General features: G+C 65.5%; 25 protein-coding genes and 1 tRNA gene. 12 read left to right on the top strand and 14 right to left on the bottom strand.

Going from position 1 to position 25,982, the window contains the following annotated elements; all coding sequences use genetic code 11:
* Positions 1-92 precede the first annotated feature (92 nt).
* Positions 93-1,451, bottom strand: a complete 1,359-nt coding sequence (gene tig, locus QX132_RS02735; protein ID WP_315759189.1) for a trigger factor — start codon at positions 1,449-1,451, stop codon at positions 93-95.
* A gap of 171 nt (positions 1,452-1,622) precedes the next feature.
* Positions 1,623-1,707, bottom strand: a tRNA-Leu gene (locus QX132_RS02730).
* A 174-nt stretch (positions 1,708-1,881) separates the two neighbouring features.
* Between QX132_RS02730 and QX132_RS02725 the strand changes: the two genes are divergently transcribed.
* The gene (locus QX132_RS02725; protein WP_316160235.1) at positions 1,882-3,186 is read left to right on the top strand and encodes a multicopper oxidase domain-containing protein; all 1,305 of its coding nucleotides are present in this window, start codon (positions 1,882-1,884) and stop codon (positions 3,184-3,186) included.
* A 27-nt stretch (positions 3,187-3,213) separates the two neighbouring features.
* On the top strand, positions 3,214-4,296 hold the full coding sequence (locus tag QX132_RS02720; RefSeq protein ID WP_316160022.1) for an enolase C-terminal domain-like protein: 1,083 nt from the start codon (positions 3,214-3,216) through the stop codon (positions 4,294-4,296).
* A gap of 144 nt (positions 4,297-4,440) precedes the next feature.
* On the opposite strand, the gene QX132_RS02715 is transcribed toward QX132_RS02720, so the two are convergent.
* Entirely contained in the window at positions 4,441-5,940 is a 1,500-nt protein-coding gene (locus tag QX132_RS02715; protein WP_316160021.1) for an NAD(P)H-hydrate dehydratase, read from the bottom strand.
* 539 nt (positions 5,941-6,479) lie between these two features.
* On the opposite strand from QX132_RS02715, the gene QX132_RS02710 reads away from it, so the two are divergent.
* The 4 genes from QX132_RS02710 to QX132_RS02695 all read left to right on the top strand — a co-directional run bounded on the left by QX132_RS02710 (position 6,480) and on the right by QX132_RS02695 (position 10,159).
* Positions 6,480-6,818, top strand: coding sequence for a P-II family nitrogen regulator (locus QX132_RS02710; protein WP_009027873.1), 339 nt, complete (start codon positions 6,480-6,482; stop codon positions 6,816-6,818).
* Positions 6,819-7,040: 222 nt separating this feature from the next.
* Positions 7,041-8,450 carry a type I glutamate--ammonia ligase gene (gene glnA, locus QX132_RS02705; RefSeq protein ID WP_015666498.1) on the top strand — a complete coding sequence of 470 codons (1,410 nt, stop codon included), beginning with the start codon at positions 7,041-7,043 and terminating at the stop codon, positions 8,448-8,450.
* 219 nt (positions 8,451-8,669) lie between these two features.
* Positions 8,670-9,062 (top strand): hypothetical protein, encoded by a 393-nt coding sequence (locus tag QX132_RS02700; RefSeq protein WP_315738287.1) that lies wholly within the window; start codon positions 8,670-8,672, stop codon positions 9,060-9,062.
* Positions 9,063-9,658: 596 nt separating this feature from the next.
* Positions 9,659-10,159 carry a hypothetical protein gene (locus tag QX132_RS02695; protein WP_316160019.1) on the top strand — a complete coding sequence of 167 codons (501 nt, stop codon included), beginning with the start codon at positions 9,659-9,661 and terminating at the stop codon, positions 10,157-10,159.
* Between the two features lie 117 nt (positions 10,160-10,276).
* Here QX132_RS02695 and QX132_RS02690 read toward each other — a convergent pair whose 3' ends face one another.
* The 3 genes from QX132_RS02690 to QX132_RS02680 all read right to left on the bottom strand — a co-directional run bounded on the left by QX132_RS02690 (position 10,277) and on the right by QX132_RS02680 (position 12,373).
* Positions 10,277-10,876 (bottom strand): hypothetical protein, encoded by a 600-nt coding sequence (locus tag QX132_RS02690; RefSeq protein ID WP_316160233.1) that lies wholly within the window; start codon positions 10,874-10,876, stop codon positions 10,277-10,279.
* Positions 10,877-10,910: 34 nt separating this feature from the next.
* Positions 10,911-11,519: a hypothetical protein gene (locus QX132_RS02685; protein WP_315770865.1), complete on the bottom strand. Its 609-nt coding sequence runs from the start codon at positions 11,517-11,519 to the stop codon at positions 10,911-10,913.
* An 83-nt stretch (positions 11,520-11,602) separates the two neighbouring features.
* Entirely contained in the window at positions 11,603-12,373 is a 771-nt protein-coding gene (locus QX132_RS02680) for a gamma-glutamyl-gamma-aminobutyrate hydrolase family protein (protein WP_315770866.1), read from the bottom strand.
* A gap of 244 nt (positions 12,374-12,617) precedes the next feature.
* Between QX132_RS02680 and QX132_RS02675 the strand changes: the two genes are divergently transcribed.
* Positions 12,618-13,766, top strand: coding sequence for an AI-2E family transporter (locus tag QX132_RS02675; RefSeq protein ID WP_316160018.1), 1,149 nt, complete (start codon positions 12,618-12,620; stop codon positions 13,764-13,766).
* An 18-nt stretch (positions 13,767-13,784) separates the two neighbouring features.
* Here QX132_RS02675 and QX132_RS02670 read toward each other — a convergent pair whose 3' ends face one another.
* From QX132_RS02670 to QX132_RS02655, 4 genes are all read right to left on the bottom strand, one after another.
* Positions 13,785-14,954, bottom strand: a complete 1,170-nt coding sequence (locus QX132_RS02670; protein ID WP_316160017.1) for a M20 aminoacylase family protein — start codon at positions 14,952-14,954, stop codon at positions 13,785-13,787.
* A gap of 161 nt (positions 14,955-15,115) precedes the next feature.
* Positions 15,116-15,664, bottom strand: a complete 549-nt coding sequence (locus QX132_RS02665; RefSeq protein WP_315775084.1) for a phosphohydrolase — start codon at positions 15,662-15,664, stop codon at positions 15,116-15,118.
* A gap of 35 nt (positions 15,665-15,699) precedes the next feature.
* The gene (locus QX132_RS02660) at positions 15,700-16,002 is read right to left on the bottom strand and encodes an antibiotic biosynthesis monooxygenase family protein (protein ID WP_315711517.1); all 303 of its coding nucleotides are present in this window, start codon (positions 16,000-16,002) and stop codon (positions 15,700-15,702) included.
* Between the two features lie 68 nt (positions 16,003-16,070).
* Positions 16,071-17,288, bottom strand: coding sequence for a GGDEF domain-containing protein (locus tag QX132_RS02655; RefSeq protein WP_315738293.1), 1,218 nt, complete (start codon positions 17,286-17,288; stop codon positions 16,071-16,073).
* A gap of 390 nt (positions 17,289-17,678) precedes the next feature.
* Here QX132_RS02655 and QX132_RS02650 point away from each other — a divergent pair, with 390 nt between their 5' ends.
* Positions 17,679-19,778: a LamG-like jellyroll fold domain-containing protein gene (locus QX132_RS02650; protein WP_315798465.1), complete on the top strand. Its 2,100-nt coding sequence runs from the start codon at positions 17,679-17,681 to the stop codon at positions 19,776-19,778.
* A 95-nt stretch (positions 19,779-19,873) separates the two neighbouring features.
* Here the strand turns inward: QX132_RS02650 and rpsI are convergent, their stop codons facing one another.
* The 3 genes from rpsI to QX132_RS02635 form a co-directional block, all read right to left on the bottom strand.
* Positions 19,874-20,356 (bottom strand): 30S ribosomal protein S9, encoded by a 483-nt coding sequence (rpsI, locus tag QX132_RS02645; RefSeq protein WP_172109671.1) that lies wholly within the window; start codon positions 20,354-20,356, stop codon positions 19,874-19,876.
* Between the two features lies 1 nt (position 20,357).
* A complete protein-coding gene (rplM, locus tag QX132_RS02640) occupies positions 20,358-20,822 on the bottom strand; it encodes a 50S ribosomal protein L13 (RefSeq protein WP_315711511.1) in 465 nt (154 codons plus the stop codon).
* Between the two features lie 158 nt (positions 20,823-20,980).
* Positions 20,981-21,409, bottom strand: a complete 429-nt coding sequence (locus QX132_RS02635) for a PaaI family thioesterase (protein WP_316160016.1) — start codon at positions 21,407-21,409, stop codon at positions 20,981-20,983.
* A gap of 84 nt (positions 21,410-21,493) precedes the next feature.
* Between QX132_RS02635 and QX132_RS02630 the strand changes: the two genes are divergently transcribed.
* From QX132_RS02630 to QX132_RS02620, 3 genes are all read left to right on the top strand, one after another.
* Positions 21,494-22,315: an enoyl-CoA hydratase gene (locus tag QX132_RS02630; RefSeq protein WP_316160014.1), complete on the top strand. Its 822-nt coding sequence runs from the start codon at positions 21,494-21,496 to the stop codon at positions 22,313-22,315.
* A 315-nt stretch (positions 22,316-22,630) separates the two neighbouring features.
* Positions 22,631-23,215, top strand: a complete 585-nt coding sequence (locus tag QX132_RS02625; RefSeq protein WP_315780275.1) for a CoA-binding protein — start codon at positions 22,631-22,633, stop codon at positions 23,213-23,215.
* 226 nt (positions 23,216-23,441) lie between these two features.
* Positions 23,442-24,725: an O-acetylhomoserine aminocarboxypropyltransferase gene (locus QX132_RS02620; RefSeq protein ID WP_315780277.1), complete on the top strand. Its 1,284-nt coding sequence runs from the start codon at positions 23,442-23,444 to the stop codon at positions 24,723-24,725.
* 329 nt (positions 24,726-25,054) lie between these two features.
* Here QX132_RS02620 and QX132_RS02615 read toward each other — a convergent pair whose 3' ends face one another.
* Complete coding sequence (locus QX132_RS02615; RefSeq protein WP_315798468.1) at positions 25,055-25,249, bottom strand: hypothetical protein; 195 nt, start codon at positions 25,247-25,249, stop codon at positions 25,055-25,057.
* A gap of 318 nt (positions 25,250-25,567) precedes the next feature.
* Between QX132_RS02615 and QX132_RS02610 the strand changes: the two genes are divergently transcribed.
* A complete protein-coding gene (locus QX132_RS02610; RefSeq protein ID WP_315738300.1) occupies positions 25,568-25,906 on the top strand; it encodes a hypothetical protein in 339 nt (112 codons plus the stop codon).
* Positions 25,907-25,982: the final 76 nt, after the last annotated feature.

Raw genomic sequence — 25,982 nt, 5'->3', positions numbered from 1 at the left:
GGCGGCCAGCGCCGGAACCGGGCCGACCGGCGCTTTCGCCGGTCAACCTTAATCACGCGCTTATGTCGCGAACCCTACGATGGGCGACCTGTTCAGGCCGCCTTGTCGCTGTCGTCGTCCTTGAACAGCTCGTCCTTGGAGACCTTCTTCTCGGTCACGTTGGCGAGCTCGAGGATGAAGTCGACGACCTTGTCCTCGTAGATCGGCGCGCGCAGCTGCGCGAGCGCCTGCGGGTTGTTGCGGTAGAAGTCCCAGACCTCCTTCTCGCGGCCCGGCATCGAGCGCGCGCGCTCCATCACGGCGCGGCCGACCTCGTCGTCGGTCACGGTGATCTTGTTCTTCTCGCCGATCTCCGACAGCACGAGGCCGAGACGGACGCGGCGGTCGGCGATGGTGCGGTACTCCTCCTTCGCCTTGTCCTCGGTGGTGTTCTCGTCGGCGAAGGTCTTGCCGCTGGAGTCCATCTCGGCCTTGACCGAGTTCCACATCAGGTTGAACTCCTCGTCGATCAGCGACGGCGGCGCATCGAACTTGTGGGTCTCGTCGAGACGGTCGAGCAGCGCGCGCTTGACACGCTGACGGGTCGCCTGGCTGAACTCGCCGGCGAGGCGGTCGCGCATCAGCTGCTTCAGCTTGTCGAGCGACTCGAGGCCGAGCGTCTTGGCGAACTCATCGTCCACCACCTTGTCCTCCGGAGCCTCGACCGCGGTCGCCGTGGTCTCGAACTCCGCGGCCTTCCCCGCGAGCTCGTTGTTGAGATAGTTGGTCGGGAACGTCACCTTGAGCGTGCGGGTCTCACCGACGCCGATACCGATCAGTTGGTCCTCGAAGCCGGGAATGAAGGTGTTCGAGCCGATCACGACATCGATGCCCTCGCCGGTGCCGCCCTCGAAGGCGACGCCATCGATCGTGCCCTTGAAGTTGATCTTCACCCGGTCGCCGCTCTCGGCCTTCGCGCCCTCGGCCTTCGCGGCGTAGCTGCGGTTGGCATCGGCCAGGCGCTTGATCGCCTCGTCGACATCGGCGTCGGTGATGTCGGCCACGGGCTTCTCGACCGAGAAGGTCTTGAAGTCGGCGAGCGCAATCGCCGGCACGACCTCGACGGCCACGGTGTAGGTCAGGTCGGACTGGCCAGCGAGGATCTTCTCGACCTCGGCCTCCTCCGTCGGCATCGTCACCTTCGGCTCGGTGGCGAGGCGGAACCCGCGCTCGGTGAAGATCTGCGTGTTGGTGTCGCGGATGGTCTGGTCGATGGTCTCGGCCATGACCGACTTGCCATAGATCTTCTTCAGATGCGCCACCGGCACCTTGCCGGGGCGGAAGCCGTTGATGCGAACCTTGTCCTTGAGATCGACCAGCTTGGCATCCGCCTTGGCGTCGAGATCCGCCGCCGGAACGCTGATCTGGAACTCGTGCTTCAAGCCTTCCGACAAGGTTTCTGTGACCTGCATGGCGTCAATCTTCTTCCGCTTCGGTCCGAACCCTTGCGATCCGGACACATCTGACTCAATTGTGGACGACGCGCGGCAAAGGCTTTGCGCCGGTGGGATCGGCGGCCCCGCTTCTCTGTCCGAGAGGGCGGGTCTGCCGGTAAAACTTGGGGCAAACGCCGGAGAAGCGCTTGGTGCGGGCGGAGGGACTCGAACCCCCACAACTTTCGTCACTGGAACCTAAATCCAGCGCGTCTACCAGTTCCGCCACGCCCGCGTGAACTGCATCGATAGCCCGGCCGCGGTGCCGCGGGCGGCGCGGCTTATACCACGCACGAAACCGTCCGCAGCAAAAAAATGGGCTGTCGAAAGCACCACCGGCAGGCCGATCGACCGTGTCGCACGCACAGATAAGGGAAAACAACATGATCCGCATCCCCCTCATCGCACGATGTTTTGTCGCATGACGGAACCGTCCGAGGGGCTCAGCCGCCGTGCCCTGCTCGGCGGCCTCGCCGCAGCCGGCGCGGCCTCGTTTGCCCGCCCGGCCCCGGCCGCTGGCCGAATCTCGGTTTCCTTGGACGCCCGCGGCGAATCTCTCGCGCTGAGCCCGGGACGTTCACCGAGCCCGCTATGGCGGTTGGCTGCACGGGCTCCGGTGATCCGGCTCGCACGCGGCACGGCGCTCGATCTGGACCTTTCGAATGGCCTTTCGATCCCGGCCGCGCTGTCCAGCCGCGGCCTCACTTTGCCCGCCCCGCTGCTGGCGCAGCCGGAGATCGGCCCCGGCGGCCGGGCCACCATTCCAGCCTTGGCGTCGCGCGCCGGGACCGGCCTGCTCGACCTGCGGCTGCTCGCCGACGCCGTGCCGATCCGGCCGCTCCCTGTCATCGTCGACGAAGCCGCGACGGTAACTGTCGACCGCGACGAAATTTTCCTGGTCGAGGATTTCAGGCTCAAGGCGGACGGCACCGCGGTTGCGCCAGGAGCCGAAGCGCAAGACACCGAGCTCATCTACACCGTCAACGGGCACATCCAGCCGGAGATCGCGCTGCGAACCCATGCGCGGGTCAGGTTGAGGTTCATCAACGGCTGTCAACGCGCTCTGATCGCGATCAAAATCGCCGACCTCGACGCCGTCCGCGTGATGGCCATCGACGGCCAGCCGGCCGAGCCTTTCCTGGCTCGAAACGGCGCGGTGGTGCTGCCGCCCGGCGGCCGCACCGACGTCTTCCTCGACATGCCCGCCGCCAAGACAACGCTGGCCGTGCTGCTGCACGACGGCAGCAATGCGCGTCCCCTCGTCCGGCTGGTGGCGTCGAGCGAGCCGCCGCTCCGTGCCGCCCCGTTGCCGCCGGCGCCGCCTTTGCCTTCGAACGGTTTGCCGGACAAGCTGGACCTGAGGACCGCCGCTCGGGCCGAGCTCACGCTCGACGGCGCCGGCTGGCAACCGCCCGCCGCGTTCAACGCCGCCGGCGCCCCCACCTTCCAGGCCAAGGCCGGCCAAGCGGTCGTGCTGGCATTGGCAAACAAGAGCGCCGGCACCCATGTGGTCCACCTTCATGGCCAGCCGTTCCGGTTGCTCGACCGGCTCGACGATGGCTGGAAGCCCTATTGGCTCGACACGCTGGCGCTGGAGGCCGGCCAGACCCAGCGCATTGCATTCCTTGCCGAGCAATCGGGCCGATTCCTGGTCGAGAGCACGGCGACCAACTGGGCGGCGCCGCGCCTGCTGCGGTGGTATGAGATCCGGTGAGGAAACGAACCTGAGGGAACAGTCCCCATGACCACTGCCGCCATCACCGGGATCACGGCACGCGCCGTGATCACGCCCATGAAGCGCCCCTTGCGCAACGCGTTCGGCATCATCGACTCCGGACCGCTGGTGCTGATCGACGTCGCAACCGATCAGGGGGTTACCGGCCATTCCTACCTGTTCGCTTACACCAAGCTCGCGTTGAAACCGCTGCTGCATCTGGTCGAGGAGATCGGCCGCGAGCTCAAAGGCCAAGCCCTGGTCCCGTTCGATCTGATGAAAATCATGGACGCCAAATTCCGCCTGCTCGGCTGGCAGGGCCTCGTCGGCATGGCCGTCTCAGGTCTCGACATGGCGTTCTGGGATGCGCTCGGTCAGCTCGCGGGCAAGCCCGTGGTCGAGCTGCTCGGCGGCACCGCGCGACCGATTGCGGCCTATGACAGCTATGGCGTGCTCGATGCCAAGGACGACGAGCGCACCTTGCGCGCCGCGCGCGACGAGCACGGTTTCCGCGCCATCAAGACCAAGGGCGGTCATGGCGATCTCGCGACCGACGAAGCGATGATCAAGGGCCTGCGCGCCCTGCTCGGCCCGGACATGGCGCTGATGCTCGACTTCAACCAGTCGCTCGATCCCACTGAAGCCACGCGCAGAATCACGCGCCTTGCTGCCTACGACCTGACCTGGATCGAGGAGCCGGTGCCGCAGGAAAACCTCTCCGGCCATGCCCGGGTGCGCGAGCGCTCGGAGATCCCGATCCAGGCCGGCGAGAACTGGTGGTTTCCGCGCGGCTTTGCCGAGGCGATCGCCACCGGCGCCTCCGACTTCATCATGCCCGATTTGATGAAGGTCGGCGGCATCACCGGCTGGCTCAACGTCGCCGGGCAAGCCGATGCGGCCTCGATCCCGATGTCGAGCCACATCCTGCCAGAAGCGAGCGCGCATGTGCTGGCGGTGACGCCGACGGCGCACTGGCTGGAGGTGCTGGACTTCGCCGGCGCCATTCTGGCCGAGCCGCTGCAGGTGGTGGACGGCAAGGTCACGGCACGCGGGCCGGGTCTTGGGCTCGCGTGGAACGAGAGCGCGGTGGCGAAGTATCAGGTGCAGTGAACCCGAAACACGCGCTGCCGCCCTGCCCTGAGCCGTCATCGCCCGGCTCGACCGGGCGATCCAGTACGCCGAGACGCTGATTGTCACGTCGATGGGCCGCGGAGTACTGGATGCCCGCCTCCGCGGGCATGACAATCTTTGCTGTCAATACTCGACGCCGAACCGGTCAAACAGCCGCCGGAACACCGCAGGCAAGGTCTCCGTCAGATCCTCCGCGATCAGCCCCGGCCCCGCCTCGTTGCCCGCCTCGCCATGCATCCAGACGCCGATGCAGGCGGCCTCGAACGCCGGCACACCCTGCGCCAGCAAGCCGGCGATGATGCCGGCGAGCACGTCGCCGGCACCGGCGGTGGCGAGCCAGGGCGGCGCATTGGCGGCGATGGCGGCGCGGCCGTCGGGCGCGGCCACCGTCGTGTCGGCGCCCTTCAGCAGCACCACGGCGCCACAGCGCGCGGCAGCCGCGCGGACGCGCTCCAGCTTGGAGCGGCCGGGATGCTTGTTGCTGAGATCCGAGAACAGGCGCGGGAATTCGCCCTCGTGCGGCGTCAGCACGATCTGCGCCTCGGCCATCGCCCTGATCTGCTCGAACAGCCGCTCTGGCGCATCGGCGAAGCTCGTCAATGCGTCGGCATCGAGCACGAGATGACGCTGCGCCGACAGCGCGGTGAAGACGAGGTCGCGCGTGCGCTCATTGACGCCCGTTCCGGGCCCGATGATGCAGGTGCTGTAACGCTTGTCGCCGAGCAGCTCGCCGAACTCGATCGCGGTGTCGGCGGCGCGCACCATCACCGCCGTCAGCGCTGCCGCATTGACCGCGAGCGCATCGCGCGGCGAGGCCAGCGTGACCAGACCGGCGCCGGCCCGCAACGCGGCGCGCGCGGCCATCCGCGCCGCGCCTGTCGCGGCGACGTCGCCGGACATCGCGAGCACATGGCCACGCGCGTATTTGTGGCCGTCGATAACAGGCACGGGAAAGCGGCCCTGCCAGAGCTCGGGTTCGTTCTCGAAGGCCTGCGGCCTGATCTCGGCGAGCACCTGTGGATCGATGCCGATGTCGGCGAGCCGGACGCGCCCGCAATGCTGGCGGCCCGGCAGCAGCAGGTGCGCTGGCTTCTTGCGGAAGAAGGTCACCGTCTCGGTGGCGCGGACCGCAATGCCCATCACCGCAGCCGTGGTGCCGTTGATGCCGCTCGGCAGGTCGACAGCGAGCACCGGCGCGCCGTTGCCGTTGATCGCTGCGATGACGTCATGGGGCTCGCCGGTGACGGGCCGGCTGAGACCGGCGCCGAATAGCGCGTCGATGATCAGCGCCGGCTTGCCGATCGCCTGCGGCGTGAACGGCAGCACCGGAAACTTCCAGCCCTTGGCGGCGGAGGCCGCATCGCCATGCAGCGCGTCGCGCTCGCACATCAGGATGACCGACACGTCCCTGCCCTGCGCGGCGAGCTCGGCCGCGGCAACGAAGCCGTCGCCGCCATTGTTGCCCGGCCCGCACACGACCACGATCGGCCCGGTCTCGACTAGGCCCATGGCCGCCTCGGCCACCGCCTGTCCGGCACTCAGCATCAGCGAAAAGCCCGGCGTGCCGGCCGCGATCGTCAGCCGGTCGGCGCGCTCCATTTCGCTCGTGGTCAAGATTTCCATAAACCGCTCTCGTCTCCAGCCGCCGTCTTGCGCCGGCGGCCTGATGTCGTCCCCATGGCCTCGCAGGGGACGTCGGCGCCCCGTTCCTCGGAGCCGGTGCGCGCGAATCCCGCGCTTCCTATTGCCGCGCCGGCCCGCAACTTCCAAGGGCGCTGCGCATCTGGCAAGGCGCGACGAAACCCGGCACGTCGCCTTTTCCCTGGGCATTTCGGACAGCGCCCGGCTCCGCCGTCAAGACCTGCACAACGTTTGATCTGTTTGCCTAATCTCAAGGCTCCGGTATTCTAGACGTTCCTTGAGGGAATCGTCGGGTGCTCGTGAAATGCCTGATTATCGGCTCGATTTGGGCCCGTTAACGACTTGGCATAGACCCTGCTTTTGTGGAGCCACTTCGGCACGGGGCAAGTCGGGCAGTCAATCACCGGGCCTCCGCCGGAGAGTGTCGGGCCCGGTAACGAAATGATCGAACGACCTGCGCGTGCGCGCAGCCTGACGATGACCCACCTGTTGTTTATAGCGGAATGCCCGGGAGGCGCTCAGTGAAGAAGATCGAAGCCATCATCAAGCCGTTCAAGCTCGACGAGGTGAAGGAGGCGCTTCAGGAAGTGGGACTTCAGGGCATCACCGTCACCGAAGCGAAGGGTTTCGGCCGGCAAAAAGGCCATGCCGAGCTCTACCGGGGCGCCGAATACATCGTCGATTTCCTGCCTAAGGTGAAGATCGAGATCGTGATCGGCGACGACCTGGTCGAGCGCGCGATCGAGGCAATCCGTCGCGCCGCCCAGACCGGCCGCATCGGCGACGGCAAGATCTTCGTGTCCAACATCGAGGAAGCCATCCGCATCCGAACCGGAGAATCCGGGCTGGACGCGATCTAGCCCGACCGCAGGCCTGGAACGGACCGTCCGCTCCAGGCCCCGCACGGAACGTTTGCTGCGCCAGCAGCCCCTACGGCAGCTCAAGTGTCCTCTGCGAGGCGCTTGCACGCGGCCGTTTTGCCGTTTCCGATGTTGTCTTGGCCCCCGCACGAGGCTATGGAGCATGACCCGCGGACGCCGTCCCGCGCCGGGCCGTGACGTTATAAGCCAAGAGGGGTATTCATGAAGACCGCCAAGGACGTCTTGAAAGCAATCAAAGACAACGACGTCAAATACGTCGACCTCCGCTTCACCGACCCGCGGGGCAAGTGGCAGCACGTCACCTTCGACGTCAGCATGATCGACGAAGACATTTTTGCCGAAGGCACGATGTTCGACGGCTCCTCGATCGCCGGCTGGAAGGCGATCAATGAATCCGACATGTGCCTGATGCCCGACCCGGTGACCGCGACGATCGATCCGTTCTTCGCCGAAACGACCATGATCATCACCTGCGACGTGCTCGAGCCGACCACCGGCGAGCCGTACAACCGTGATCCCCGCGGCATCGCCAAGAAGGCCGAGGCGATGGTGAAGTCGATGGGCGTGGGCGACAGCGTGTTCGTCGGCCCCGAAGCCGAGTTCTTCGTGTTCGACGACGTGCGCTACAGCTCCTCGCCCTACAACACCGGCTTCCGCCTCGACTCCTCGGAGCTGCCGACCAATTCCGACACCGAGTATGAGGGCGGCAATCTCGGCCACCGCATCCGCACCAAGGCCGGCTACTTCCCGGTGCCGCCGCAGGACTCGGTGCAGGACATGCGCTCGGAGATGCTCGGCGCGATGGCCCGCATGGGCGTCAAGGTCGAGAAGCACCATCACGAGGTCGCCTCCGCCCAGCACGAGCTCGGCATGAAGTTCGACACGCTGACCTTGATGGCCGACCAGATGCAGATCTACAAGTACTGCATCCACCAGGTCGCCCACATCTACGGCAAGACCGCCACCTTCATGCCGAAGCCGGTCTATGGCGACAACGGCTCGGGCATGCACGTCCACCAGTCGATCTGGAAGGACGGCAAGCCGGTGTTCGCGGGCAACAAGTATTCCGACCTGTCGGAGACCTGCCTGTCCTACATCGCCGGCATCATCAAGCACGCCAAGGCCATCAACGCCTTCACCAACCCGTCGACCAACTCCTACAAGCGTCTGGTCCCGGGCTATGAGGCGCCGGTGCTGCTCGCCTACTCCGCGCGCAACCGCTCGGCTTCGTGCCGCATCCCCTACACCTCGTCGCCGAAGGCCAAGCGCGTCGAGGTCCGCTTCCCCGATCCGCTCGCCAACCCCTATCTCGGCTTCGCCGCGATGCTGATGGCCGGCCTCGACGGCGTGAAGAACAAGCTCGATCCGGGCCCGGCGATGGACAAGGACCTCTACGACCTGCCGAAGGAAGAGCTGAAGCAGATCCCGACCGTCTGCGGCTCGCTCCGCGAGGCGCTCGAGAACCTCGACAAGGACCGCGCCTTCCTGAAGGCCGGCGGCGTGTTCGACGACGACTTCATCGACAGCTACATCGCGCTGAAGATGACCGAGGTCGAGCGCTTCGAAATGACCCCGCACCCGGTCGAGTTCGACATGTACTACTCGGGCTAAGGCCCGATAAGATCGGCGGATGACGACACCAGGGCGCCCCTTGCGGGGCGCCCTTTTCGTTGGTGTCGCAGTGCCGTGCTGGCGAATGCCAAGGCCGGCATGAGCGCCAGAACGGCGGTACGACATTCCGCCCAATGACGAATAGGGACAGGCGCAAGGAATAGATCGGGCCGGAATGAGTTTCTATCCCTGTGATCCACATGCATTGGGAGATTTCGAATGACCAAGCTTTCGATCTCGCGCCTCTTCCTGACCGCCGCAATCTCACTCGCGGCGATCTCGTCCGCCAGCGCGGCGCCTCCAACCAAGAGCGGCAGCAGCACGAAGGGCGACATCCTCACCGACAACAAGGGCATGACGCTCTACACGTTCGACAAGGACGTCGACGGCAAATCAGCCTGCAACGGTCCCTGCGCGACCAACTGGCCGGTCCTGAAAGCCGAAGCCAGCGACAAGGCCGACGCCAACTACACCATCATCACCCGGGACGACGGCTCCAGGCAGTGGGCTTACAAGGGCAAGCCGCTCTACACCTTCGCCAAGGATCAGAAGCCCGGCGACATCACAGGCGACGGCTTCCTGAACAACGCCTGGCATCTCGCAAAGCCCTGATCGCAGCCGCGCTCTCGCCACGCGCGGGACGAGCTGTACGGATTGGGCTTGGCCGTAGGAGACGGCCACTCTCGGAGAATCCGCCGGACGCGCCTGCGACCGGCGCCCATTGACGAGCGCTGCGTTGTCGTGGCTATCGAGAAATGCGGCAAGCTTTCCTGATGGAGATCTTGCCGCACCACCTCTGCCCCCAGCGCCCTTCGCCGGGCGCCTTTTGTTGGTGGCTGCTCATCTGCGATGATCCAACGGGACTCGTCCTTCGAGACGCTCGGCTATCGCCAAGCTCCTCAGGATGAGGGGATGGATCTCGTGGTGTTCATGACCCGCTGTGCAGCGACGGCCTCTGCGTTTAATCCTCTCCATGAACACGGTCAGGCGCGTGTTCATGGTCGATGTGCAGCACCGCCTTCGGTGCCAAAACCTCATGGTGAGGAGGCGCGCGCCCATCAGCACATGGGAGCAACGAATAAAGAACCGCGCGCCGTCTCGAAGCATGAGGCCCGTCTGCCGAGACGGTCACGATCGCTATTTCTCAGGGACGTGTGTAGTTTGGGTGACGCTGCATCAAAAATCGGAATCGGAGGAGCTTGCGCGCTATGGGCCATATGAGGCTTGCTATCCTGTTCGTTTTGGCTGGTCTCCATGCGGAGGCCACCCACGCGGACGAACAAAAATGTCGTGCGCCTCAACTTTATGCAAATCTAATGAAATCGGAAAGCAAGTGGGAGGTTGAGGAAGATCCACTTCCACCAAAAGAAAGAATCGAGGTGGGGTCGGTTGCATTTCAACCAATCAAACAGCTTAGTGTTGATCAAGGTGGCGCGATCTGGGTGGCTCCATTCGGGGCAGACTTCAACAAGGCCAGGATTCGAGTGGTGGGTAAAGATGTCCTCCTTGATCGAATCAGATTTCTGCGCGCACTCGGCCCCGAAATGTGGGAGGCCTTGATGGGGCAGAGGTACGCGCAGCCACGTGTGCGGTTCACACTTTCCGCGCCAGATGGTGAGTGTGGGGCGCGAGCGCTCGTTCTGACAATTGACGGTACGGCGGCTTCTGCACCATTCCCGATCCAGCAGTGGCAGTTCAAACGAAAATAATGCAAGTCCTGCGGCGTCCATCGGAGTTGCGGTGACAGTGATGGACTGCATCAAACTTCACATACGAGTTTTGTTCAGCGTCACCATGATTCCAAGAGGCCGAGGCTGTCGTCCGCGCTATTTCTCTGGAAAGTGCACGACGATCTGCTCGACGACAGGCGCCCATTTGCGCGCCCTCGCATCGCCGGACGAAATCCGGTCGCCTTCAGGCGCGCCCATCTCCCGGCCCTTGCCAAATCGAACTGCGATCCAGCATCCGCCTGGCAAAAGACGGCCAAGCGCGCCGCCTCTCCAGTCGACGACGAAGCCGCCACCATCGGTGAAGAACTCGCGGATCAGAAACGGCCTGCCATTGATCTTCTGCACCTCGGCCAAGGTCGAGCCGAGCGTCACGCCGGCAACATTCCAGTGACTCGTCTTGGAGTCGATCAAGGTGAGACGTGACACCCGCTGCATCGTCTCGTCAGCAAAGCCGATCTCGATACACCGGTCCGGCGCTTTTGGCGACAGCACGACGCCTTGATAAGTGATGTCCTCCACCCCGGTGAACAACTGGTCGTCTGTCACCGCCTCCTGGCCGTAGCGCTGCATCAGGCTCTTGGCGGAGTCCGTGACCGACACCGGCGAGGTGCAGGTGATCGGCCCATCGGCAGGCGGCGCGGTCTGTGCCCATGCCGGCGCAGCCAGAAGCATCAACAACAAGCTCGTTCGGCGCATGCTCATCCCGGTCAGTCCTGCGACTATGAAGCCATCACTTCGCGGCGAAATTGATGCCGATCTCCGTGACGACGGGCGCGAATTTGACGAGCGCCGGATTGTCGGACGACACCTTCACGCCATCGCCCGAGAGCGCTCGCGGTGGGTCCTTGTCCCTGCCGAAGCGCACGGTGACCGAGCAGCCGCCCGGCAGGATGCGTCCCAGCGCGCCGTTCTTGAAGTCGGTGACGAAGCCGCCATAGTCCCAGCCGAAGCCTGAGACGACGAACGGCTTGCCGTTGGCCTTCTGGACCGCGGCGAGGCTCGCGCCGATGGTGATGCCCACAACGCTCCAGCGGCTGGTCTTGGCCGTGTCGCGCAAGGTCAGCCCGGACACCGTCGCGATCTTGTCGTCGATGAAGGCGACCTCGATGCGCCGGTCCAGCGCCCGCGGAAACAGCACGAGGCCCTTATAGGTCTCGCCTTCGGCGCCGGGGAGATCCTGAACCACGGCCTCATCGCCGTAGCGCTGCTTGAGACTCTTCACGGTGTCGGTCGCCGCCACGGGCAGCGTGCAGGTGATCGGTCCTTCAATGGGCAGCGCGGTCTGGGCGAAGGCCGGAGCGGCGAGGAGCAGAGCTGCAGCAGTCAGGACGTGGCGCATCCGGGCTTCCTTGTGACGAGCTCACGATGAGGCGTCTCTGCAGCTTCGTCTGCCGCGCCGGAAATCCGGTTCAGTCCCGGCCTTCAGGATGACAGATGGCGCTTCTTGACCGCCGCCCCGAACGCCTCGAACAGCTTGCGATTGATCGGGTTCTTCTGCGGGTCATATTCGGCGTGCCATTGCACGCCCAGCGCAAAACTCGGCGCGTCGGCGATGCGGATGGCCTCGATGGTGCCGTCCTCGGCGATGCCCTCGATCACGACGCGGTCGCCCGGCTCCAGGATGCCCTGACCATGCAGCGAATTGACCTTGATGCTGTCGCAGCCGAGGATGCCGGCGAAGGCGCCGCCCGGTGTCAGCCGCACCTCATGGCGATCGGCGAACACGACGTTGGGGTCGGGATGGATCTCGCCATTCTCCAGCCGGGGCATGCGATGATTCATGCGGCCGGGCAGCTCGCGGATCTCCGGATGCAGCGAGCCGCCGAAGGCGACGTTCATCTCCTGGAGGCCGCGGCAGATGCCGAACAGCGGGATCCCTCTGGAGACGCAGGCCTCCGACAACTGCAACGCGACCTCGTCGCGATGGATGTCGTAGGGCTCGTGCTTGAGGCTCGGCTCGGTGTTGAAGCGGGTCGGATGCACATTGGCGCGGGCGCCGGTCAGCACCACGCCATCGACGACATCGAGCAGTGCGGCGATGTCGGTGATCTCGGGAACGCCGGCAAACATCAGCGGCAGCGCGCCCGCGACCTCGGCCACGGCGCTCAGGTTGCGTTCGCCCACCATCTGCACGGTGAACCTGTTCTCGACGCGATGGCTGTTGCCGATCACGCCGACGACCGGACGCTTCATGGCCCTCGTTTCTCTCCCTGGGAGCCCAGGCTCGATCTTCAATGAGCCCGGAGGCACAAATCATGCCTCGACAAATCATGCCTGTGTCGCAAAGCCGGATCAACATATGGCGGCGCGGGTCGCCAATGCCAATTCCGGACACCCCCGCAAGCGCACCGCCGTGCGCCCCGATTTTCAAGCCTGCGCTTGATCCGGCAGCCGTTTTCGCCAATGTGTGGGGGCCGATCAGCACAGAGGACGCCTCATGACCGCCCCCGCCGACCCACGCCTCCAGGCCCGCAGCGACCTGGCCTGGGCCATTGCCGTGGGCGGCATCGGGGTAACCCTGTTCATGGCCGGCATGGCCTTCACCTGGTATTACGCGGCTGCGATCTTCCTGCTGTTCGCGGGCATGCTGCTCGGCGTTGCGCTCAACGCGATGACCAGCCTGCTCGGCCGCGTGCTGCCCTGGCCGCATCCGGCGCGGCTCGTCATCGTCTGCGTTGCCCTCGCGGCCGTGCTCGTCGGCATCGTCTTCCTCGGCGGCACCACCATCGCGGACCAGGCCAAGGTGCTGAGCGATACGATCAAGTCGCAGCTCGGCAACATCAAGGGCTTCCTCGACCGCAACGGCATCGACACCAGCTTCTTCGACTTCAACGCCGCGAGCACGGCCACATCAGCTCCTGACGGCGGCTCGACCACACCGACCCAGACGGCGTCCCATGGCCTGCCGGGCGGCCTGCCCTCGCCGAGCGCGCTGGCCTCCTCCGGCGGCGCCATCGTCAGCCAGACCTTCAAGCTGCTGCTGGGCACCGTCAGCGCCGTCGGCAACTTCTTCATCGTGCTGTTCTTAGGCCTCGCCTTCGCCGCCCAGCCGGCGGTCTACCGCAGCGGATTGCTTTTCCTGGCGCCGGCGAAGTACCGGGACCAGGCCACCGTGATCGTGGACCGCATCAGCTACACGCTGGAGCGCTGGCTGATCGCCCAGATCACGACGATGTTCGCAGTCTTCCTCGTCACCTGGATCGGCCTCGCCATCATCGGCGTGCAGAGCTCGTTCATCCTCGGCATTCAGGCCGGACTGCTGGCGTTCATTCCGACCGTCGGCGCCATCATCGCCGGCGTCATCGTGGTGCTGGCGAGCCTTGCCTCCGGCTGGGTCGCGGCGGTCTCCGCCTTCGTGCTGTTCCTCGGCGTGCACGCGATGGAGAGCTACGTGCTGACGCCGCTGATCCAGCGCCAGGCGCTGGACATCCCGCCGGCCACGCTGTTTGCGTTCCAGATCCTGCTCGGCATCGTGTTCGGCGTCTGGGGCCTGACCCTGGCGCTGCCGCTGATGGCGATCGCCAAGGTCATGATCGACTATTTCAAGAGCGACCGCCGCACCGAGGACGCCGCGGCCGCGATCTGAGAGATCGGTTGTGGCGGTTCAGCCGGCCGGCATCGCGGTCTCGACGAGCTTGGCCCAATAGCTGATCCCGTGCGGGATCACGTCGTCGTTGAAATCATACTCGGGGTGATGCACGCCGGCCCCCTCGCCGATGCCCATGAAGACGAACGCGCCGGGCCGCGCCTGCAGCATGTAGGCGAAATCCTCGCCGCCGAGCCGGGGCGGCATATCGGTGATGACCTTTTCCGGCCCGACGACGCTGCGCGCCACGTCGGCTGCGAACGCGGTCTGCTCCGCGTGATTGATGACGACCGGATAGCCCCATTCATAGTCGATCTCCGCCTCGACGCCCATCCCGCTCGCGAGCGCCGTCACGAGGCCCTTGAAGCGCTCGTCCATCAAGCGGCGGATGTCCTCGTCGAGCGTGCGCACGGTGCCGCCGATGATTGCGGTCTGCGGAATGATGTTGTCGGCGGTCGTCCCCGCGTGAAAGCGCGTGATCGACAGCACCGCGCTTTCGACCGGATCGACGTTGCGCGCCACGATCGTCTGCAGCGCGGTCACGATCTGCGCGCCGGCGATGATCGGATCGACGCATTTGTTCGGCCGCGCGGCATGGCCGCCGAGGCCCTTCAGGCGCACCTCGAAGGTGTCGGCGGCGGCCATCACGGCGCCGGTGCGCGTCGCGACCGTCCCGAGCGGCAGACCCGGCGCGTTGTGCAGGCCGTAGACCTCCTCGATGCCGAAGCGCTCCATCAGGCCGTCCTCGACCATGGCACGGCCACCGGCCCCGCCCTCCTCGGCCGGCTGAAAGATGACGATGGCCGTGCCGGCGAAGTTGCGCGTCTCGGCGAGATAGCGCGCCGCGCCCAGCAGCATCGCGGTGTGGCCGTCATGGCCGCAGGCGTGCATCCGGCCCGGAATGGTGGACTTGTGCGGGACGTCGCTGATCTCCTGCAGCGGCAGCGCGTCCATGTCGGCACGCAGGCCGATCACACGCTGCGACGGCTCGCGCCCGCGGATGACGCCGACGACGCCGGTCCTGCCGATACCGCTGACGACCTCGTCGACACCGAACGAGGCCAGCAGCTCGGCGACACGCGCGGCGGTCCGATGCACCTCGTAGAGCAGCTCGGGATGCTGGTGGAAATCGCGGCGCCAGACCTTGGCGTCTTCCGCCAGCTCGGCGGCGCGGTTGATGATCGGCATGACGGAGTTCCAGAAAATGAGGAGCACGCCATGGCGACGCGCATGTCATCTCATTGCATGTCGAGCCGCAGCAAAAGACAAGCCACATTCGCTCATGCGATGCTGCGCAGGCTGCATTGCCGCAGCGATGCGGCCGCTCGAAATGCCTGAGCTGATCCTGCTTATGATCGAAGACCGCTCAGCTCGCGCGCGAGGTTGGCCCGCGCCTTCTGGTCGAGGGCAGCGGCAAAGCCCGCATCCGGATAGATCACGGGGCGCCCCGCGAACCGCTCCAGCACGGCCGCGCGCCCGGCGCGGTAGGCGTCGTCCGGCACGTGCGCATATTCGCGCCGGATCGCATCCGCATAGGCGTCGTAGCCGGCCTCATCGGTGCCGAGAATGGCGAGATCGATCGAGACGAGCAGCGCGCCCAGCCGATCGCCGGGCGCGACATCGTGCGTCCGGGTCAGCCGGATCAGGCGTCCGACCTCGTCGCGCAGCTCGGGCGCGACGTGACGCTCGGCAAGGATGGCGCTCTGCTCCTCATTGTCGGAGCGCGTGGGATCATACACGACGTCGTGCCACCAGATCGCGAGGGTCAGGATCTCGCGGTCGCGGACGCTGAGGTCCGCGACGCGATCGAGCTGGGCCAGGCAGTCCCGGACGTGGCGAAGATCATGGTAGTGCCGTCCGGCGGCAGCGTAGGCTTCGACCAGATCGTCATGCGTCATGATGGTGTTCCGCGGCGAGCAGCGCTGGCGCGGCCTCAGCCGGCCGAAGTCAGCACCGTCTCGGTGTGCTCGACATCCGGAGGATTGGCAAAATACTGCCCGACCAGGCCGCGCCATTCGGTGAAGTTCTCCGAGCCGCGGAAATCGACCGTGTGGTTTTCGAGCGTCTCCCACTTCACCATCAGGCGGTAGCGCTGCGGCTTCTCGATCGATTTGTGCAGCTCGAAGCCGTGAAAGCCCTTGGAGCGGCCGAAAGCAGCGCGTGCTTTCGCGACCGCGGCCTCGAAATCCTTCTCCGTGCCCGGCTTGACGTCGATCTGGGCGATTTCCGTGATCATGTTTTGTCGGCCTCCCCTGGTGTGGGCCGCTTGTCTAGCCCAGACCTCGGGAGAGCGAAAGCCGCGCCTCAGCTGGACAACACCGCCTGTCCCGACTGCGGCAGGCTGGCAGCGGCGCGCTGGCGGCGGTAGCGGTCGAGCGACAGTGGCAGCTCCGCCGACGCTTCGACCCGGTTGCGCCCGGAACGCTTGGCCTTGTAGAGCGCGGTATCGGCGGCCGCGAGCAGCACGTCGAGATCGGTCCCGCCCGGCCCGCCGGCGACGCCGATGCTGACGGTGGTGTCGACCGGCTTGTCCTCGCACACCACGCCGGAGGCCGCGAACGCCTCGCGGACACGCTCGGCGGCGACCATGGCCTCTTCGATCGAACAGGGCAAAAGTGCTGCGAACTCCTCGCCACCGATCCGCCCCGAGAGATCGGTGAGGCGCAGATTGTTGACCACGACGTTTGCGAACAGCTTCAGGACCTCGTCGCCCTCGGCGTGGCCGAAGCGGTCGTTGATCGACTTGAAATGATCGATGTCGAAGATCAGCACGCTGACCGGGCGCTGCTCGCGCGCCTCGCGCTCGATGAGCTGCGCGGAGGACTCGGCAAAGCCGCGGCGGTTGAGCAGGCCCGTCAGCGGGTCGGTGGTCGCCGCGCGCTTGTGGGCGCTGACGATGCGCTCGGACACCAGCATGAAGATCACGAACACGGTGCCGACCGCATAGAGCACGAGCTCGATCGAAAAGATCGTGACCCAGGCCGCGGCGAAGGCGCCGTCGGAATCGCGCAGCATGTTGCCGAGCAGGATCGGCAGCATCAGCACGAAGCCGTGCATCACCGGCACGATCAGCGCCGGCCAGCGCTTGTGCAAGGTCCGCCGCCGCTCCTGCCACAGCTCGGCCGCAGTCAGCATGGCGTAGATCACGACGATCGCGGCGCCGATCGTCAGTCGCAGCGCCTGCGCCGACGCATCGAGCAGCATGCCGCTGGCGATCCAGACCGTCGCGCCGAGCACGAGCCCAAGCACGCTCGGCGGCTTGCCGTGGAACACGCGCGCGGCATTCCACACCATGGCGGTGGCGATCAGACCGATGGAGCTCAGGAACAGCGACACCACCTCACCATAGAGCTCGCCGATCAGCGTCCACAGCGCGATCGCGACGGCGCCGAGAATATAGGCCGCCCCCCACCAGCGCAGCGCCGGCGTGTTCTCCTGTCGACCGAAATGGAGCAACATGGCGCCAAGCAGCGCCGCGACCATGGTCGCTACGATGTCGAGCGTCATGCTATCAAGCGCCATCGATCACCTCGGTTGCTGCGGCGGCGCGGGAAGTCAGGGTTAGCGCGGCCTTATCGCGATCAACCTAGCGGGCGGTTTGTTGGAAAGAGGTTTGCCTGGGATGCCAAGTTTTCTCGAAAAGCCCGGCGCAACTCGTCAACAAATTGCTGCGCAAGAAATCTGCAAACAGGATTCAAAAATGCCGAGGCAATCCGCGCGACCGCCCGCCCAGATTGCACACGGCACACACCCCTTCATTGATAGTTGTGCGCCCCCGCGTGCGGAATCAATGGTTTCCCGTCCTGCGGCGAACACTCATCGAAACGATAAGAAACCTTCTCAAATTTGAGATCATCTCTCCCTAACACGTCCCGACCGCGGCGCGATCCGCCGCTCGAGGTGGGGACGAGGATGTCTTTCGACGACGATTCATCGAACAACAAGCCGGCCGCAGGCCATCATCCGTCGCGCGGTCCGGAGCCGATGCAGGGCGTGGACCGCCGCACGCTGCTGCGCAACGCGATGGGCGTTTCGGCGCTCGGCCTCGGCGCCAGCCTGCTGCCCGGCCAGGCGGCGCACGCGCATTGGCGCATGCATCATCACCACCATCACGTCACGACCAGTTTCGCGCTCGCCGTCCTTCCCGATACGCAGTTCTACTCGCGCTATGCAACGTCGGAAGAAGGCCAGGCCTATCAGCGCCAGTATGGCAGCACGCCCTATCCGGCGCAGACGCAGTTCATCGTCGACAACGCCGCGAAGTATCACATCCCGTTCACGATCCATCTCGGCGACGTCGTCGACCAGTCCAAGCATCCGCAGCAATGGGCGGTCGCCGACGCCGCGATGAAGCTGCTCGAGAACGCCGGCCGGCCCTATTCGGTGCTCGCCGGCAATCACGACGTGCTGTCGGCGCTGGAGTTCGAAAGCGCGACAAGCCAGAGCGCGGGCACAGATGCGCAGCGCGGCTCATCCGAGCCCTATCTCTCATGGTTTCCGACCAGCCGCGCGGCGAAGCAGCGGACCTTCCTGGAGCGCCATCCGACCGGCTGGCACGAGGCGCATGTGTTCCACGCCTGCGGCGTCAGCTTCATGGTGCTGTCGCTGTCCTGGCGCGCCTCGGATGATGCCATCGCCTGGGCGCGCAGCATGATCGCGCGCCATCCGATGCTGCCGGTCATCCTCGCCAATCACCAGTTGCTCAACATCGCCAATGACGGCACGAGCCCGCTCGAGGTCGCCTACGGCCAGTATCTCTGGGACAAGCTGATCCGCAGCAACGACCAGATCTTCATGACCCTCAACGGCCACTATCATGGCGGCGCGCTGCTGACGAAGATCAACGACTTCCACAATCCGGTCCACCAGATGGTGGTCGACTATCAGATGGCCTATCAGGGCGGCAACGGCCTGATGCGGCTCTACGAGTTCGACTTCACCCGCAACAAGATCGACGTCGCCTCGTTTTCACCGTGGGTGGTCGCGAAGCCGAAGGACAGCCTCAAGCAGTTCGACCGCGCCTGGCTGACCGAGGACAATCACGAGTTCACCATTCCCATCGACTTCCGCCGCCGCTTCGCCCGCTTCACCAATTTCTGCCATCTGCCGGCCTTCGCCGGCACGCCGATCCTGCCGCGCGTCAAGCAGGATCTCTACGCCAACTACACCGAGGCGCCCGAGCCGGTGGTGGTGCCGCCGGCGAACGAGCAGGACTATCCGCTGATCGCCGAGACGGTTGCGCATTGGCGGATCGCCTCGTCGGCGATCGGCAAGGCGGTGGCCGCCGGCACTGCACTGCCGGACCTCACCGCCGCCAACCCGATGCAGCGCGCCTCGCTCACGGGCGCAGCTCAAGTGGCTGACGTCGCCTTCACCGCCGACAAGCATCGCCTGTCCTCGGCGCCGGGCAGCATGCAGTTCCTCAACACGACCAAGCAGGGCGCCGGCCGCTTCAGCTGGTTCACGACCGCGGCCAACGCGCCGATCAACGCGGCAACGTTCGCATCCGGCTATACCGTCGAAGCCTTCATCAAGATCGATCCGAACTGGAAAGCCAGCGACCACGCCTGGTGCAACATCCTCACCCGCTTCGGTAACCGCGGCTGGCTGCCCGGCTATGCCGGCGGCGACCCGGAATCGCCGCCGATCCTGTTTGCGATCTCGAACCTGCGCGAGGTGCAGTGGGAGATCGTGCCGTCGAGTTCGACCCAGCAGCCGCAGACCGATTGGTCCGGCGAGATCATGCTGAACACCTGGTACCACCTCGCGATCGTCAACGATCCCAAGGACAATTCGACCGTGCTCTACATCGAGGGCGCGCCGGTCGTGCGCAGCGTCATCGGCGGCAACGGCCTCGCGAGCGTTGCGGCGAGCCAGCCGTGGGCTCTCGGCTGCGGCTGGTGGGATCGCGCACCGTCGGACGGCTTCATCGGCAGCATCGGCGAGGTCCGCGTGGTGTCGAAGCCGCTGGCACCGAACCAATGGCTGACGGCGCGCCGCGCCAGCGCCTGATCCGCACAGGCTTCACGCAAAGCAAAACGGGCGCCCGCGAGGGCGCCCGTTCGTATTTGAAGCTGATGGATCCGGACGGAGCCGGAGCCAGGAGATCAGCGCTTCGAGAACTGGAAGGAGCGGCGGGCCTTGGCCTTGCCGTACTTCTTACGCTCGACGACGCGCGAGTCGCGGGTCAGGAAGCCGCCTTTCTTGAGGACGCCGCGCAGCTCCGGCTCGAAATTCGTCAGCGCCTTGGACAGGCCATGACGGACCGCACCGGCCTGGCCGGACAGGCCGCCGCCGGCGACCGTGCAGATCACGTCGTACTGGCCCTTGCGGGCGGCGACGACCATCGGCTGCTCGATCATCATGCGCAGCACCGGACGAGCGAAGTAGACCTCGATGTCGCGGGTGTTGACGGTGACCTTGCCGGAGCCCGGCTTGATCCAGACGCGGGCGACCGCGTCCTTGCGCTTGCCGGTGGCATAGGCGCGGCCGAACTTGTCGACCTTCTTCTCATACTTCGGAGCGTCCGGAGCCGTGACGGCGCCCTTGAGCTGCGACAGCTGATCGAGAGACTGGATGCTTTCGGCCATCTTATGCGGCCCTCGTGTTCTTGCGGTTCAACTTGGCGATGTCGATCTTCTCGGGGTTCTGCGCCTCGTGCGGATGATCGGGTCCGCCATAGACACGCAGATTGCCCATCTGCACGCGGCCGAGCGGCCCGCGCGGGATCATGCGCTCGATGGCCTTCTCGATCACGCGCTCGGGGAAGCGACCCTCGAGGATCTGGCGCGCGGTGCGCTCCTTGACGTGACCGACATAGCCGGTGTGCTTGTAGTACACCTTCTGCTCGCGCTTGCGGCCGGTCAGGACGGCGTGCGCGGCATTGACGATGATGACGTTGTCGCCGCAGTCGACGTGCGGCGTGTAGATCGGGAGGTGCTTGCCGCGCAGCCGCATGGCGACCAGCGTAGCGAGACGGCCGACGACCAGACCCTTGGCGTCGATCACGACCCACTTCTTCTGGACCTCGGCCGGCTTTGCCGAAAAGGTTTTCATGAGAGATATCCGTGACAGGGAGAATGCGGCGCGGATGACGCGCCGAACTGGTCGCAGCTTCTAGAGAAGCGCCCCGCATTCGTCAACGCCATCGGCGCAAAATTACGCCAACGAAAACATGGGGTTATAAATATGGTGCAATAATACCCTCGAAAACCTCACGCATTCGGAATGGAATAGGTAGCCGTGACGTGGGCGATCGGATCAGGCGATTCCCCTGACAATAGCGCGACTTCGCCGACCGCGAGCCGCTTGCCGAGCTTGAGCAGCCGCGCCTCGGCCAGCACGTCGGCGCCGGCCGCGCCCTTGCGCAGGAAGTTGATGTTGAGATTCGTGGTCACGGCAAGACCGACCGGGCCGATCGCCGACAGCAGCACCACGTACATCGCGAAGTCGGCCAGCGCCATCAGGGTGGGCCCGGAGACCGTGCCGCCGGGACGCAGCATGCGCTCGTTGAAGCGCTGGCGCATCCGGCAGCTCCGGCCGTCGGCGCTCTCGATGCTGATGTCGCCGCCGGTGCGGAAGGCCTGGGGAAATTCCGCGTGCAGGAACGCTTCGAGTTCCGCGATGCTCATCTTCGCCGTCATGTCTCCCCCTGCTCTGTCGCGTTGCCTTCTGTTACATTAGCCGCGATCCAGCGCCCAAACGGAAATCGCCAACCGGAAATCGCAATGTCCGCCCCTGCCCTCGCCAATGCTGCCGACGCGCCGATCCTTATGCGCGAGATGGTCGGCCCCGTCGCCGTGCTGACGCTGAACCGCCCGGCGCAGCGTAACAGCCTGTCGGAGCCGCTGATCGCGGAGCTGCATCAGGCCCTGGCCGAGATCGGTGCCGACAAGGCCGTGCGCGCCGTGGTGATCGCGGCCAACGGCCCGGCGTTCTGCGCCGGCCATGACCTTAAGGAGCTCACCGCCCGTCGCAGCGATGCCGATCGCGGCCGCGCCTTCTTCGCCAAGCTGATGAACGCCTGCAGCGCGATGATGCAGGGAATCGTGCATCTGCCGAAACCCGTCGTCGCCTCCGTGCAGGGCATCGCCACCGCAGCCGGCTGCCAGCTGGTCGCGAGCTGCGATCTCGCCGTCGCCTCCGAGCGCGCGTCGTTCGCGACGCCCGGCGTCGACATCGGCCTGTTCTGCTCGACGCCGATGGTGGCGCTGTCGCGCAACGTGCCGCGCAAGCAGGCGATGGAGATGCTGCTGACCGGCGAGCCGGTTCCAGCTGTGCGTGCCCGCGACATCGGCCTGATCAATCGCGTGGTCACGGCCGGAACGGAACGCGACACGGCGATTGCGCTGGCACAACAAGTCGCGCGCAAATCCGCCTATACAATCAAGCTCGGCAAGGAAGCATTCTACCGCCAGGCTGAGATGAGCCTTGCCGACGCCTATCGTTATGCGGCAGAGGTGATGACGCAGAACATGCTCGCCCGCGACGCGGAAGAAGGCATCGGCGCCTTCATCGAGAAGCGGACTCCGACCTGGCGGGATGAGTGACGCCCGCCGCTCTCTCCTCCGTCATTGCGAGCGCAGCGGCGTGTCGGCCGAAGCCTGCAAGGCGAAGGCGGACGCAATCCAGAGTTCCACCCGAGCCCCTGGATTGCTTCGTCGCGGAGCCTGTCATCGGGCCGCGCGTTCGCGCGGACCCGTTGGCTCCTCGCAATGACGGCATCAATAACTTCGTCATTCCGGGGCGATGCGAAGCATCGAACCCGGAATCTCGAGATTGCTGAACTCAGCTCGGGATTCCGGGTTCGCCCTTCGGGCGCCCCGGAATGACGATGCCCGATATAACTAATAGAAACGTGCCCCATGAATCACGACACCTATCCCGACGACTACATCCGCGGCATCCTCAACGGCGTGAAGGTGATCGCGATGGTCGGCGCCTCGCCGTCCGAGATCAGGCCGAGCTTCTTCGCCTTCAAATATCTGGTGCAGCGCGGCTACGACATGATCCCGGTCAATCCCGGCCATGTCGGCAAGAGCCTGATGGGCCGGCCGTTCGTCGCCTCGCTCGCCGACATCGGCCGTCCCATCGACATGGTCGACATCTTCCGCAGCTCGCAGCACATCATGCCAGTGGTCGACGAGGCCTTGAGGCTGTCGCCTTTGCCGAAAGTGATCTGGATGCAGCTCGGCGCGCGTGACGATGCGGCGGCCGAAAAGGCCGAGGCCGCTGGGCTGAAGGTCGTCATGAACCGCTGCCCCAAGATCGAATATGGCCGGCTGTCGTCGGAGATCTCCTGGATGGGTGTCAACTCGCGCACCATCAGCGCCAAGCGCGCGCCGATCCCGACCCAGGGCATGCGGCTGTCGCTGAACCGCACCAGCGTCGGCGGCGGCACGACGGCAGCGGCCGACCGCGCCGCGAAGGACAGAAGCGATCCCTCCTGACGCATCTGCGAAAGGATCGTGTCGCGACGACGGCGCGACACAGCAACGCATTTCAAATCCGACTGATTATCGCCGCCAGCCTTGACGGCATCTTGCCCGGTGGCAAATGTCCTCCGCCGGGATGACGCGGAGGCGCACGACGGCGCGCTATTGACACCGTCTCCCATCATCGATCCCTGCATCAGCCGGCGCCGCTGCGCGAGGGATCAAGCCAAGAGGAAACATCATGACCGACCGTGCCCCGGGATTTGCCACCCTCGCCATTCACGCCGGCGCCCAGCCTGACCCCACCACCGGCGCGCGGGCGACGCCGATCTATCAGACCACGTCGTTCGTGTTCAACGATGCCGACCACGCCGCCTCGCTGTTCGGGCTGCAGGCGTTCGGCAACATCTATACCCGCATCGGCAACCCCACCAACGCCGTGCTCGAGGAGCGCGTCGCAGCTCTCGAGGGCGGCACCGCCGCGCTGGCCGTGGCCTCTGGCCATGCCGCGCAGGTCGTGGCGCTGCAGCAGTTGCTGTCCCCCGGCGACGAGTTCATCGCCGCGCGAAAACTCTATGGCGGCTCGATCAACCAGTTCACGCATGCGTTCAAGAGCTTTGGCTGGAACGTGGTGTGGGCCGACACCGATGACGTCGCGAGCTTCGAGGCGGCGGTGAGCCCACGCACCAAGGCTGTATTCATCGAGTCGATCGCTAATCCCGGCGGCACCATCACCGACATCGAGGCGGTCGCGCAGGTGGCGCGCAAGGCGGGCGTGCCGCTGATCGTCGACAACACGCTGGCCTCGCCCTATCTGATCCGCCCGATCGATCACGGCGCCGACATCGTGCTGCACTCGCTGACCAAGTTCTTAGGCGGCCACGGCAACTCGATCGGCGGCGTCATCGTCGATGCCGGCACCTTCGACTGGGCCGGCAGCGGCGACAAATATCCGATGCTGACGCAGCCGCGTCCCGAATATCACGGCATCCGGCTCCACGAGACGTTCGGCAATTTCGCCTTCGCCATCGCCTGCCGCGTGCTGGGCTTGCGTGATCTCGGACCGGCGCTGTCGCCGTTCAACGCCTTCATGATCCTGACCGGCATCGAGACCCTGCCGCTGCGCATGCAGAAGCATTGCGACAACGCCAAGGCCGTCGCCGAATATCTCAGCAAGCATCCCGGCGTGGCCTCGGTGAACTACGCCGGCCTGCCCGAGGACAAGTATTACACGCTGGCGCGCAAATACTGCCCGAAGGGCGCCGGCGCCGTGTTCACCTTCTCGCTCAAGGGCGGCTACGACGCCGGCGTCAAGCTGGTGTCGAACCTGAAGCTGTTCTCGCATCTCGCCAATGTCGGCGACACCCGCTCGCTGGTCATCCACCCGGCCTCGACCACGCACAGCCAGCTCGACGACGCCGCCAAGATCAAGGCCGGCGCCGGCCCCGACATCGTCCGCATCTCCGTCGGCATCGAGGACAAGGAAGACCTGATCGCCGACCTCGAGCAGGCGCTGAGCGCGTAAGGCGCGTTTCGCTCTACGGATCGCGCCGCGCATCGGCGTGCGGCGTGACGAGCGCATCTCTCACCACGTCATGGCCGGGCTTGTCCCGGCCATCCACGTCTTCGCCCCGGCAATGACGACGTGGCTGCGCGGGCCGTCGCCGCGCCGAAGGGGCTTCGGCCCCGCAGGCGGGACAAGCCCGCGCATGACGAGTAACTGACGGCTGAGACAGCAAGCGGCCCCGAAAACAAAGAGAGCGCGGGCGGCCCCCTGGGCTTCCGCGCTCTCCTTCGTCCCACGGCCGGGCCGTTGCCGGCTTCTCGGACCGCGCCCTCGTTAACTCCAGGTGATCATCTCATCAGCTGCAACAGGCGCGCGTGCATCTGGCCGGCCAGTGGCAGCGCGGAGGCCGCGATCAGCCGGCTTGCCGACAGCGCCTGCAGTCCTGCGGCGCCCTCGTCGATGGCAGCGAGTTCAGCGTTGACTGAGCCGGTCCGTGATTGGAGATTTTGGCGCGCCGACGCCGAAAACATGATCACCGACATGCTCGAAACCTTCTGGTCTGAGACTCTGATGAAATGCAGCAGAGATTTTCGCGCCCGGACGCAGCGGCCGGGCTGCATTCGGCCGACCTTCAAAATCGCCGGCAGCAGTAAGCTTGCACCCGCAGAACTTAACAAAAGCTGAAAATGCCCGTCCTTCTACGGATGATTGCAGCCAACTGTCGGATGCCGGAAGGATTTCGTTAACCATACCCGGCTCATCCTGCCGCCCGTGGAATCGCCTTCCGGACCCGCGTGAAAGCAGCGGTGGATGTATCGCGAAGCGCCGACGCCACCCGAACAGAAGTCGAGGAGAGCAGGATGCGAACGTTGGTGATCATGATGCTGCTGGCGGCCATCGCGGCGAACGGCGTCGTGCTCGCAGCCGACCTGCCGGCCGTCCACGACAAGATCGTGCACATCAAGGCCCGCCGCGCCGTGAGAGCGCCGCCGCCGACGGTCGTCGTCGTCAGGGACCAGGACTCGCTGATCTCCCCGATGTGGCCCTCGACGCCGCTGCTGTTCGGCCGCCAGGAGCTGCCCGGCTATTACGGCCGCGCCTTCTCCTACGACTACCAGGGCCCCTATTACGGCGGCGAAGGCTACACCAACTACATGTTCCGCCTGCCTTATGCCTGCGGCGTGTATGGGTATTGCTGAGCGGGGTGCCGTTGGCATGCAAGTAGCCCGGATGAGCGAAGCGACATCCGGGACGACAAGAACGAGGTCCGCATAC

Source organism: Bradyrhizobium sp. SZCCHNRI20481 (genome assembly GCF_032485055.1).
Lineage (GTDB): Bacteria > Pseudomonadota > Alphaproteobacteria > Rhizobiales > Xanthobacteraceae > Bradyrhizobium.
Note: the sequence above shows the minus strand (reverse complement) of the source record. Positions and strands in the feature narration are given on the sequence as shown.

Bases quoted from the DNA above. Each gene is read 5' to 3' on its own strand.
- QX132_RS02720 (WP_316160022.1), top strand. From the start codon at position 3,214: ATGACCACTGCCGCCATCACCGGGATCACGGCACGCGCCGTGATCACG.
- QX132_RS02685 (WP_315770865.1), bottom strand. From the start codon at position 11,519: ATGCGCCACGTCCTGACTGCTGCAGCTCTGCTCCTCGCCGCTCCGGCC.
- QX132_RS02635 (WP_316160016.1), bottom strand. From the start codon at position 21,409: ATGACGGCGAAGATGAGCATCGCGGAACTCGAAGCGTTCCTGCACGCG.
- QX132_RS02620 (WP_315780277.1), top strand. From the start codon at position 23,442: ATGACCGACCGTGCCCCGGGATTTGCCACCCTCGCCATTCACGCCGGC.
- QX132_RS02660 (WP_315711517.1), bottom strand. From the start codon at position 16,002: ATGATCACGGAAATCGCCCAGATCGACGTCAAGCCGGGCACGGAGAAG.
- QX132_RS02675 (WP_316160018.1), top strand. From the start codon at position 12,618: ATGACCGCCCCCGCCGACCCACGCCTCCAGGCCCGCAGCGACCTGGCC.
- QX132_RS02630 (WP_316160014.1), top strand. From the start codon at position 21,494: ATGTCCGCCCCTGCCCTCGCCAATGCTGCCGACGCGCCGATCCTTATG.
- glnA (WP_015666498.1), top strand. From the start codon at position 7,041: ATGAAGACCGCCAAGGACGTCTTGAAAGCAATCAAAGACAACGACGTC.
- QX132_RS02725 (WP_316160235.1), top strand. From the start codon at position 1,882: ATGTTTTGTCGCATGACGGAACCGTCCGAGGGGCTCAGCCGCCGTGCC.
- QX132_RS02700 (WP_315738287.1), top strand. From the start codon at position 8,670: ATGACCAAGCTTTCGATCTCGCGCCTCTTCCTGACCGCCGCAATCTCA.
- QX132_RS02690 (WP_316160233.1), bottom strand. From the start codon at position 10,876: ATGCGCCGAACGAGCTTGTTGTTGATGCTTCTGGCTGCGCCGGCATGG.
- QX132_RS02670 (WP_316160017.1), bottom strand. From the start codon at position 14,954: ATGCCGATCATCAACCGCGCCGCCGAGCTGGCGGAAGACGCCAAGGTC.
- QX132_RS02680 (WP_315770866.1), bottom strand. From the start codon at position 12,373: ATGAAGCGTCCGGTCGTCGGCGTGATCGGCAACAGCCATCGCGTCGAG.
- QX132_RS02650 (WP_315798465.1), top strand. From the start codon at position 17,679: ATGTCTTTCGACGACGATTCATCGAACAACAAGCCGGCCGCAGGCCAT.
- QX132_RS02625 (WP_315780275.1), top strand. From the start codon at position 22,631: ATGAATCACGACACCTATCCCGACGACTACATCCGCGGCATCCTCAAC.
- QX132_RS02610 (WP_315738300.1), top strand. From the start codon at position 25,568: ATGCGAACGTTGGTGATCATGATGCTGCTGGCGGCCATCGCGGCGAAC.
- QX132_RS02655 (WP_315738293.1), bottom strand. From the start codon at position 17,288: ATGGCGCTTGATAGCATGACGCTCGACATCGTAGCGACCATGGTCGCG.
- QX132_RS02615 (WP_315798468.1), bottom strand. From the start codon at position 25,249: ATGTCGGTGATCATGTTTTCGGCGTCGGCGCGCCAAAATCTCCAATCA.
- rpsI (WP_172109671.1), bottom strand. From the start codon at position 20,356: ATGGCCGAAAGCATCCAGTCTCTCGATCAGCTGTCGCAGCTCAAGGGC.
- QX132_RS02695 (WP_316160019.1), top strand. From the start codon at position 9,659: ATGGGCCATATGAGGCTTGCTATCCTGTTCGTTTTGGCTGGTCTCCAT.
- QX132_RS02715 (WP_316160021.1), bottom strand. From the start codon at position 5,940: ATGGAAATCTTGACCACGAGCGAAATGGAGCGCGCCGACCGGCTGACG.
- tig (WP_315759189.1), bottom strand. From the start codon at position 1,451: ATGCAGGTCACAGAAACCTTGTCGGAAGGCTTGAAGCACGAGTTCCAG.
- QX132_RS02665 (WP_315775084.1), bottom strand. From the start codon at position 15,664: ATGACGCATGACGATCTGGTCGAAGCCTACGCTGCCGCCGGACGGCAC.
- rplM (WP_315711511.1), bottom strand. From the start codon at position 20,822: ATGAAAACCTTTTCGGCAAAGCCGGCCGAGGTCCAGAAGAAGTGGGTC.